General features: G+C 46.6%; 1 pseudogene. It reads left to right on the forward strand.

The features are described 5' to 3' along the window. Positions 1–311 (forward strand): annotated as a pseudogene (locus J0A66_RS22580) (SAM-dependent methyltransferase); the annotation flags it as partial.

Here is a 311-nt window from a genome sequence, read left to right on the forward strand (position 1 = left end):
CTTTGTACACCTATCCGGCAATCGAATACCTTTATCAGTTTGATTATAGCGATAAGCGAATATTTGAATATGGCGCAGGCGCCTCGACCATGTTTTGGATGGAGAGAGCCGCCCAAGTCGTCAGCGTCGAAAATAATCCAGAGTGGTACAGCAGTCTCAAGCCTAAGCTCAATAGCAAAACAAAATTGTTGTTCGCAGAGGGAGATAAGTTTCCTTTTGCGCTGGAAGGCGAAGAGGGGCTTTTTGACGTTATTGTGGTTGATGGCGCGGGCTATCGTTTTGACTGTGCGACAGTGGCGTTAAGTAAACTG

Source organism: Bowmanella dokdonensis, assembly GCF_017254865.1.
Classification (GTDB): Bacteria; Pseudomonadota; Gammaproteobacteria; order Enterobacterales; family Alteromonadaceae; genus Bowmanella; species Bowmanella dokdonensis.